The sequence below is a fragment of the Acidobacteriota bacterium genome (assembly GCA_016195325.1).
Lineage (GTDB): Bacteria > Acidobacteriota > Polarisedimenticolia > JACPZX01 > JACPZX01 > JACPZX01.
The window spans coordinates 1-7,344 of the sequence record JACPZX010000070.1 but is presented as its reverse complement, the minus strand read 5'-3'; the positions used below and the strand labels follow the sequence as shown (position 1 = coordinate 7,344).

General features: G+C 67.2%; 13 protein-coding genes and 1 pseudogene. All 14 read right to left on the bottom strand.

Annotation, left to right across the window (positions count from 1 at the left end; genetic code table 11):
- Nucleotides 1–80 precede the first annotated feature (80 nt).
- The 14 genes and pseudogenes from HY049_13390 to HY049_13325 all read right to left on the bottom strand — a co-directional run bounded on the left by HY049_13390 (nucleotide 81) and on the right by HY049_13325 (nucleotide 7,203).
- Nucleotides 81–443, bottom strand: coding sequence for a hypothetical protein (locus HY049_13390; protein ID MBI3449895.1), 363 nt, complete (start codon nucleotides 441–443; stop codon nucleotides 81–83).
- Between the two features lie 32 nt (nucleotides 444–475).
- A pseudogene (locus HY049_13385) lies at nucleotides 476–701 on the bottom strand (type II toxin-antitoxin system HicA family toxin).
- A 2-nt stretch (nucleotides 702–703) separates the two neighbouring features.
- Nucleotides 704–913: a type II toxin-antitoxin system HicB family antitoxin gene (locus HY049_13380; protein MBI3449894.1), complete on the bottom strand. Its 210-nt coding sequence runs from the start codon at nucleotides 911–913 to the stop codon at nucleotides 704–706.
- A gap of 88 nt (nucleotides 914–1,001) precedes the next feature.
- Complete coding sequence (locus tag HY049_13375; GenBank protein MBI3449893.1) at nucleotides 1,002–1,397, bottom strand: VOC family protein; 396 nt, start codon at nucleotides 1,395–1,397, stop codon at nucleotides 1,002–1,004.
- The gene (locus tag HY049_13370) at nucleotides 1,397–1,975 is read right to left on the bottom strand and encodes an SRPBCC domain-containing protein (protein ID MBI3449892.1); all 579 of its coding nucleotides are present in this window, start codon (nucleotides 1,973–1,975) and stop codon (nucleotides 1,397–1,399) included. The genes HY049_13375 and HY049_13370 overlap by 1 nt, the downstream gene beginning before the upstream one ends.
- Before the next feature lies 1 nt (nucleotide 1,976).
- On the bottom strand, nucleotides 1,977–2,750 hold the full coding sequence (locus tag HY049_13365) for a dienelactone hydrolase family protein (GenBank protein ID MBI3449891.1): 774 nt from the start codon (nucleotides 2,748–2,750) through the stop codon (nucleotides 1,977–1,979).
- 98 nt (nucleotides 2,751–2,848) lie between these two features.
- On the bottom strand, nucleotides 2,849–3,091 hold the full coding sequence (locus HY049_13360; protein MBI3449890.1) for a DUF2442 domain-containing protein: 243 nt from the start codon (nucleotides 3,089–3,091) through the stop codon (nucleotides 2,849–2,851).
- A gap of 4 nt (nucleotides 3,092–3,095) precedes the next feature.
- Entirely contained in the window at nucleotides 3,096–3,353 is a 258-nt protein-coding gene (locus tag HY049_13355; GenBank protein ID MBI3449889.1) for a DUF4160 domain-containing protein, read from the bottom strand.
- Between the two features lie 185 nt (nucleotides 3,354–3,538).
- Nucleotides 3,539–3,928: a glyoxalase gene (locus tag HY049_13350; protein MBI3449888.1), complete on the bottom strand. Its 390-nt coding sequence runs from the start codon at nucleotides 3,926–3,928 to the stop codon at nucleotides 3,539–3,541.
- A 21-nt stretch (nucleotides 3,929–3,949) separates the two neighbouring features.
- On the bottom strand, nucleotides 3,950–4,546 hold the full coding sequence (locus HY049_13345) for a C39 family peptidase (GenBank protein MBI3449887.1): 597 nt from the start codon (nucleotides 4,544–4,546) through the stop codon (nucleotides 3,950–3,952).
- Entirely contained in the window at nucleotides 4,543–5,040 is a 498-nt protein-coding gene (locus HY049_13340; protein ID MBI3449886.1) for a hypothetical protein, read from the bottom strand. Before HY049_13340 ends, HY049_13345 begins: the two co-directional genes overlap by 4 nt.
- 22 nt (nucleotides 5,041–5,062) lie before the next feature.
- The gene (locus tag HY049_13335; protein MBI3449885.1) at nucleotides 5,063–6,088 is read right to left on the bottom strand and encodes a methyltransferase; all 1,026 of its coding nucleotides are present in this window, start codon (nucleotides 6,086–6,088) and stop codon (nucleotides 5,063–5,065) included.
- A 152-nt stretch (nucleotides 6,089–6,240) separates the two neighbouring features.
- Nucleotides 6,241–6,531, bottom strand: coding sequence for a helix-turn-helix domain-containing protein (locus HY049_13330; protein MBI3449884.1), 291 nt, complete (start codon nucleotides 6,529–6,531; stop codon nucleotides 6,241–6,243).
- Between the two features lie 189 nt (nucleotides 6,532–6,720).
- Nucleotides 6,721–7,203, bottom strand: coding sequence for a hypothetical protein (locus HY049_13325; GenBank protein ID MBI3449883.1), 483 nt, complete (start codon nucleotides 7,201–7,203; stop codon nucleotides 6,721–6,723).
- Nucleotides 7,204–7,344 lie beyond the last annotated feature (141 nt).

The following is a 7,344-nucleotide window of genomic DNA, read 5'->3' as shown; positions in this document are numbered from 1 at the left end:
GCGCGTGTAGTCCCGCTCCATCACCCAGAAACACTTCACGTGCTCCCGGAGCGAGGCGTGCGGCTCGTGCTCGCGGTACTTCACGGCTCTCCCCCCCGCGCCTCGCACGCGTTCGCGGGGAAGACGAAGCAGCGCTTCCCGTCGAGGAGGTAAGCGCAGTGCTCCCTCCACCACGCGGCGGCGACCGCGTCCTTCGCGCCGAGGATCTCGACCGCGTCGCGCGCGTTCACCGCGTACCCGGATCGGATCGTGAGGCGGCCGAGCACCGCGGTGAGAAAGATTTGCCACCACGCGCGCGGCCCCGAGAGGACGCCGCTCGCAAGGAAGAACTGACGCCGACTCCCTCGACCGGGCGGCAAGGGAAGCTCGAGGCCGACCCAGGCCTCCCGCACCGCCTCCGGGGCCTCGCCGGGGGGGCGCGCGATGATGAGGATCTTCGCCATAGGTCGTCGATCTACGGTTCGCTCGGCCACTCTCAGCCGCGAGCGAGCAGCTGCTCGACGGTGAAGCCGATGTCGCGAGCGATTTTGCGGAGTAACGTCGGCGAGATGTCACGGCCCGTGTGGAAGGGAACGGTGGTCGCGCGGCCGTCAGGATGCCGGTAATGGCGGTGAGACCCGCGTCGTCGCACCTCTTGAAATCCGTTTTTGGATCAAGAGCGCCGAAACTTCACGCGCCTTGAGGACGGGGACGGAACCCACCCCTACGCCACGCGGATGGTCTGGAGACCCACGAACTCGGACTCGAGTTTCGGATCGCCGTCCTCGAGGAGCATGACGATGACTTCGCGCAGGTTCGCCTCGAGCTCGTCCAGCGTGGCGCCCTGGCTATGCGCGCCTGGCCATCCCGGAACATGGCCGACGTACAGTCCGGTATCCGGGTCGCGCTCGACGATGAAATTGAAGGTGCGCATCCGCGCTCTCCTTTTCCTGAGCGTCAGGCTAACGCGACGACGAGGCCAATGTCTAGCCGCCATGGCCCTCAGTGAGCCGCCCGCGCTCTCACGCGGTGTCCTGTCCGAAGCAGAGGCGGTATCCGTTGCGGTCCTCGACTTCGAAGTCGCGGCAGCCGTAGGGTTGGTCGCAGACGCCTCGGACGATCTTCACGCCCTTCGTGGCGAGCTCCGCGTGGAGCGCGTCGGCGTCGTCGATCCAGATGTACGCGTCCCACGCTCCTCGCTCCGGATCGACGAGGTGGTTGGGCCTCATGGCGCCGGCTCGCTCGAGCTGGGCCAGCATGATCGTCACGCCGTGGCGCCGGACCATGCAGAAGCACGGCGGCTCGCCCCAGAAGCGCTCGTAACGGAAGCCGAGCCTGTCGCGGTAGTCGTTGGCGGTGGCGACGACGTCGTCCACGATGAAGTAAGGCGCGATGCCCCAGGTCGGACGGGATGTCACTAAGGCTTCGCCTGTCCGGCGGCGGAGGATCCGGACGACGCGAGGAACTTCGCGAGCGGTTCCCAGTAGTTGGTCCTCCAACCCTCCGCCAGATGCGCGGCCTGGCCCTCCGGAAACCCCGTGTGGTCGAAGACGAGCCTGGTTCCTGCGCCCTGCGCGGAGAGCTCGAATCTCGCGATCGAGTAGACCCCGGCATCCCAGCCCGCCGCGCGCCAGGCCTGGACGATGCGCTCGTTCGGCACGAGCTCGATCTGTCGGCCGAGGATGTGGCCGCCGTAAAGTGTGAACGCGCCACCCACGTCACCGCTGATCGACGTCGCCTTGGTCCCGAGCGCCATCCCTGACTTCACGGCCGCGCTGAGGCGCATGACCCCGGAGAACTCGTCGGTGCGGGTCAGGGCTTCGTAGACGCGGGCCGGGCTCGCCTCGAAGAGGACCTCCTGGTGGATCGACTCCGCCGCGTGCGATATCCGCTCTTCGCCGGCTGCCCCGGCTGACGCGGCGCCGAACGAGAGACCGGCGAGGGCGATGGCCGCAAGGATGAGAAGCTGCCGGAGTGGGCTCGCCAACAGGTTCATGTCAGTCTCCTAGATTGTGCTTGAAGAACGCCGCCATGCGCTTCGCTTCGTCATCGAACTGACTCGAGCTCGTGAAGAGGCCGTTGTGTCCGCTCCCCTCGTAGTAATGGCTCTCCACGGGCTTCCCGATCCGCCGCAGCGCCGCCTCGAACTCGCGCGCCCTCTGGATGCTCGTGAAATCTGACCCGCCATCCGCGGGGCCGTCCGCCGTGCCGTGAAGGATCAGGAGCGGGGCACCGGCCCGGGATGCGAGCTCTGTGAGCGCGCTCGGATACCCCGACGAGTTGAGGGCCGCGGCTTGCACGTCGCGTCCCCTCAGGACGAAGTTCAGCGCGGCTCCGGCGCCGCGCGAGTGGCCGAAGAGCCCGATCCGATCGGCACGAACGTCCGGCAGCGTCCGCGCGGCCGCGACGAGAGCACCGACGACTTCGAGCGTCTTCGGGTCCGCGGCCTCGCGCATCGGCGGCGCCTCGGGGCAATCGATCGGCGTGACGAAGCGCGCCCCGGCGCCCCCTCCGCCCGTGAACCAGCAGGGGGCCACCGCGAGAAGCCCCTCGCGTGCGAGCGCCTGGGCCAACCGGACATATTCGCGCGCGAAGCCGTGGCTCCCGTGAAGGAGAACGACCGTCTTGAAGGGTCCGGCGCCTTCGGGTTTCGCGACGGCCGCCAGCATGGTCCCCTGGCCGGAGGCCGTGATCCTGATCCAGCGCACCGCCAGAGACTCGGTGCCGGGCGGCGGCTCCGCGGCCGACACGCTCGGCAGGGGAGTCGTCACGGGGCCTTCGGTCGGCTGAGCCCCGCTCGGTGAGATGGACGCAGACGCCGCCAGGAGCGCGCATGCGGTGATGAGCTGCGAGATCCGCTGGCGTTGCGTCACGCGTGCACTCGGACGCGCTCATGGAGGAATTCCGGTGCGAAGTCGGCGCCGTTGGGCCAGACGATCGTTCGCAGCTCAGGGTGCAGCGTGAAGGTCCGGAACACGGCGGGCTCCCGGAGGGGCTCGAAGATCTCTCCCTGAAGCTCGGGTCCGAGATCGACTTCCCCTTCACGGCCATCGCTGAAGCGAAGCCACACTGTATGTCCGGAGACATGTCGAGCGTCGGTCACGTGGATCATTCGACTACTCCAATGGCGGTATGGGTCGCAGGGACTTGCGCTCCAGGGCCAGCTGCCAGTCCGCGAGGAGCTCGTCCTTGTGGAGCTGGTGCCATTCGAGAACGTGCGTCAGGGCGCGGCGAGGGAACTTGCCGCTCACCACACCGTCCTCGATTCCGGCGGTGATCTCGAACTCACCGTAGCTGGCGTGAAAGTGCGGTGGGGCATCGTCCCGGTAGAACATGGCGATGACGATACCGAGGAAACGACTGAGCTCCGGCACGACCGGATTCTAACACCTGATCTTCATGACCTTCGACCTGGACCTCGCGCTCGACGCGCCGTCGTCGTCCACGATGAAGCTCTGCCACACGGGGGGAGTCGCCACCCCCACGCGTCGCGTTTCGCGGGAAGCCAGGAGGCGGGTTCGTCGCTCATCTCCTGCGCGACGGGTGTCGCGTCGGCCTCTCAGTCCTGCTGCGCCCCTTCGCGGCGCTCCGAGATGTGCCAGAGGACTCCGCTGGGATCGAAGAGGTAGGCGACGCGGAGGCCCCAGGGCTGCATCGTCGGGGGTCTCGGGGGCTGGACTTTGAAGTTCTTCGGGAGGTCCAGCGCCGTGATGTGGGTCCACCACGCGTCGAGGTCGTCGACCATGAGCTGCATCATGGTGTTCTCGGCCCACGGCTTCTGGTAGTCGTTCTGGAGGATGAAGCCGCCCGTCCCCACCTCGTATATGGCGACCTCGCCGTCGAGGAGGAGCTCGAAGCCGAGGGCCTGGTAGAAGCGCCTGGAGAGATCGAAGTCTCTCGCGGGGAGGAAGGGGCGGGGGGACTCGGTGCCAGTGGGGATGGGGGACATTTCAGTGCCTCCGGACCATGCCTACAGGATGCGCTCTGCGGTGCCCGCGTACGAAGACTGGCGATGGCCGGGCCGCCAGATCGCGACGCCATAGAATGGCAGATGCCGGCCATGCGGCCCCGTATCGTGCCAACGGCACATGAGCTCGTCACGAGAGAGCCAGCCACGGCGTGCCTGGATCGACGGGTCCTCGAAGAAGACGCCCTCGCGGTCGTAGCCGATGGCAACCACCCAGTGCCCGTCATCCCAGTCGGGGATGTAGTTCCGGCGCCATCGGGTCAGACGGCGTTTACCGAGGCGGGCCCGACCGTACGCCTGAATCATGAGCATCACCGGGTGCCGCCAGCGGAGCTCCTGATGAAGCTGGGCAAAGCTCATCGGGTTGTACTCGCGGACGTGAAGCCGGTAGGACCTGGCGAGTCGCCGGATCTGATACGGGTGCGAGCCCGCCCGGTGGTCCATCCGCAGCCCGCGGACGAACTCCCATTCGTCCTCCTTGCCGACGCCGTAGAACCTGGCAATTGACTCCAGGCAGGACGGGCCGCAGGAGTAACCCGTCTGCTGAGTGACGTCGGGAATGGCGATCCTGACTGCGTTCCGAGGGATGGGGTGCATCATGCCAGGCTCACGCCGACCGGGCCGTCGATGTCTTTGGCGAGCATGGCGTCCACGTCCCGGACGAACCCGGGGATGAAGCCAGAGCTCCTGGCGGCCTTCCACCAGGCTGCGCCGCGCTTCGTCCTGAGCGCGCGGGAGAGGAAGACTCCGCCCGTCAGCTCGAACGTCCCCTTTGGGAAGACCCCTCGTTGCGTCCTGTCCCAGATGTGGAACGCGGCCCAGGCGCACTCGGACAGCATCTGCTCGAGCCTGAGCTGATCGGCGGCGTCGATGGCGCGCTCTCCGTGGAGGCCGGCGGTCATCAGCTCGGCGAGGTGGCGGTCGTGGGCGATGGCCATGCGGATCACCGTCCACTGCGCCATGGTGGAGTTGTGCTCGGTGCGCTGGAGCGCCTGCGTGTTGTGCCGGATCTGTCGTCCGACGAAGATCAGCGAGACGACGACCGCGACCGAGCTGACGAGCTGCGCGAGTCGGGCGAGTTGTTCGAGCGACATGGGGGGTCTCCCGGGGGCGGTCTCAGCTCTCCTTGTAAGCCACCGCCGCGCTCGAGGGGCCGGCGAGGTGCACCACGTCGAAGCGCTTGAAGCCGACCTCGCCGCACCACTTGCGAAAGTCCGCGCCGCTGAAGTCGAAGGCGTCGCCGAACTCGATCAGCATGTTGAGGGACATCAGGAGGCCGAAGAGGTTTGTCCGACGCTCGTCGTCGATGAGCGCCTCGACCGCGATGAGCGCGCCCCCCTTCGGGAGCGCGTCGTACGCCGACCGGATCAGGTGCATCTTCCGCTCGAGGTTCCAGTCGTGGAGGATCATCCCCATCGTGATTACGTCGGCCTTCGGGAGCGGGTCCTTGAAGAAGTCCCCCGCCGCGGTGCCGATGCGCCCTTCCATCCCCGCCGCCGCGATGTGCTTCCGCGCGATCGGCTCGACCGCCGGGAGGTCGAACGACGTGCACTTGATGTGCGGGTGGACCCTGGCGACCTCGATGGAAAGGAGTCCGGTCGCGCCGCCGACGTCGCACAGCGTCTTGAACGGCTTGAAGTCGAACTTCTGCGCGAGCGCCTCGAAGTTCATCCGCGACAGGCCGATCATCCCTCCCAGGAACTGCTCGAGCCTGGGGAGATCGGCGTAGAGCTCCTCGAACATCGGCTTGCCGCTGTGCTTCACCTCATTCTGCGGCTTGCCGGTGCGGAGGGCTTCGGGGAGGTCGTTCCAGAACTTGAAGAGCCGCGCGTTGAGCATTTCCAGGATGCCGCCGATGTACCGGGGGCTGGCTCGATCGAGGTAGAGCGCGCCCGCGGGGGTGTTCCCGTAGCGCGCGTCGGGGCCAACGCCTTCGCGCTCGAGGAATCCCATCGCCACCAGGGCGTCGAAGAAGTCGGCGATGCCGCGGGGGTGCAGGGCCAGCTCGGCGCCGAGCTGCGCGCCTGTGAGTCGGCGCTTGCCGAGGCGCGAGAAGAGGTCCATCTCGACGCCCGTGAGGAGGACCTTTGAGGACCAGAAGCCGAAGGCGGTCTGAAGCAGCGGGGCCGGGTCGGGTGTCATGGCGCGGAGGGTAGCACCGGGGTCGGCGGGACGGCGGGGCGGCACGTCGGCTGATCGCAACTTTCCGGCCGGCTGATCGAAAGGTTTCGAATCGGTGAAATCGGACGCGGTAGCCCACCGAGAGAATGGCGTCCAGGCTGGCCGGTTCGTCGTCAGGCACTCAACGCATCGATGACCGCCTTCGGGTTCTCGGCGGCCACCTTCAAGAGAGCGCGCGCGGGCCCCTCGGGCACCCGGCGGCCCTGCTCCCAGTTCTGAAGCGTGGCCACGCTCACGCCGATCATGAGGGCGAAATCGCCCTGGGAGAGCTTGAGCTTCGTCCGAATGCCACGGATATCAGCGGGCCGGAACTCGATGGTTCGACTCGGCTTCATGCTTCCGCGACGGATCTTGCCGGCCTGCTTGACGCTCTTGGCCAGGGCGGCGAATTCCGCCTTCTTCACTTGAACTCCTCCTTGACGAGGCGACCGAGGGTGCGGCGAGGCTACGCGTCGGCCGCGCTTCGGCGCGTCGCGTCGGCCGACGGAAGTGCGGACAGGTGCCACCGGAGTCAGGCGGGAATCTACGCCATCGAGTTGCCAGGGTCACGCGCCGCCCGTCGCCGGCTCCTCCGGTGGGGGCGGGTTGAGTGGTCATGGCCTGGGTTCGTTGTCCTCCGGCTGTTCCAGGAAGCGGCGCTTCGACAGCGCCACCAGCGATGCTCGGTCCTCGGCAGAGAGGCCCGACGTCTTCCGCGCGTACTTTCGCAGCGCGCGCGCGGCGCTGCCGGGAAGGCCGAGGAAGGAATCCTGGACGTACCCGATCAACGTTCGCACGTCGGCCACTGGGGCGCCGGGCAGGTACTCCTCGACGGCCTCGCAGATCCTCCGCTCGAACCGCCTCCGTGGCCACTCGTAGATGACGTGGGCGGAGGTCAGGCGCACGGCCTCCACCGCGATGTCGAACCGCTCGATCGGATCCGTGCTGTCTTTCAGCGCGTCGACCATCCCGGAGATGTACCTATCGACCTTGAGCAGGCTGTACTGACGCTCGTCCCAACACTCGGTGGGGTGCTGCGGGAGGCTGCAAGTCCGATAGAACTCGCGCCACCACTCATCGTAGGATTTGCACCTCATTGCGCATTTCGGTCATCGTGATCACTGAGATCGGTCCATCGTGATCACCGGGATCGGCATCGTGATCGGAGCGAAGCGACGCTGGTCCCGATTCAGGTCTTGGAGTCGGCCTCCTTCCTGCGCGACGGCCCCTTGAGGGCG

What these genes read in the sequence shown, in the direction of transcription:
- HY049_13380 (MBI3449894.1), bottom strand. Translation starts at nt 913, where the DNA reads ATGCGCACCTTCAATTTCATCGTCGAGCGCGACCCGGATACCGGACTG.
- HY049_13340 (MBI3449886.1), bottom strand. Translation starts at nt 5,040, where the DNA reads ATGTCGCTCGAACAACTCGCCCGACTCGCGCAGCTCGTCAGCTCGGTC.
- HY049_13350 (MBI3449888.1), bottom strand. Translation starts at nt 3,928, where the DNA reads ATGTCCCCCATCCCCACTGGCACCGAGTCCCCCCGCCCCTTCCTCCCC.
- HY049_13345 (MBI3449887.1), bottom strand. Translation starts at nt 4,546, where the DNA reads ATGATGCACCCCATCCCTCGGAACGCAGTCAGGATCGCCATTCCCGAC.
- HY049_13325 (MBI3449883.1), bottom strand. Translation starts at nt 7,203, where the DNA reads ATGAGGTGCAAATCCTACGATGAGTGGTGGCGCGAGTTCTATCGGACT.
- HY049_13335 (MBI3449885.1), bottom strand. Translation starts at nt 6,088, where the DNA reads ATGACACCCGACCCGGCCCCGCTGCTTCAGACCGCCTTCGGCTTCTGG.
- HY049_13370 (MBI3449892.1), bottom strand. Translation starts at nt 1,975, where the DNA reads ATGAACCTGTTGGCGAGCCCACTCCGGCAGCTTCTCATCCTTGCGGCC.
- HY049_13390 (MBI3449895.1), bottom strand. Translation starts at nt 443, where the DNA reads ATGGCGAAGATCCTCATCATCGCGCGCCCCCCCGGCGAGGCCCCGGAG.
- HY049_13360 (MBI3449890.1), bottom strand. Translation starts at nt 3,091, where the DNA reads ATGATCCACGTGACCGACGCTCGACATGTCTCCGGACATACAGTGTGG.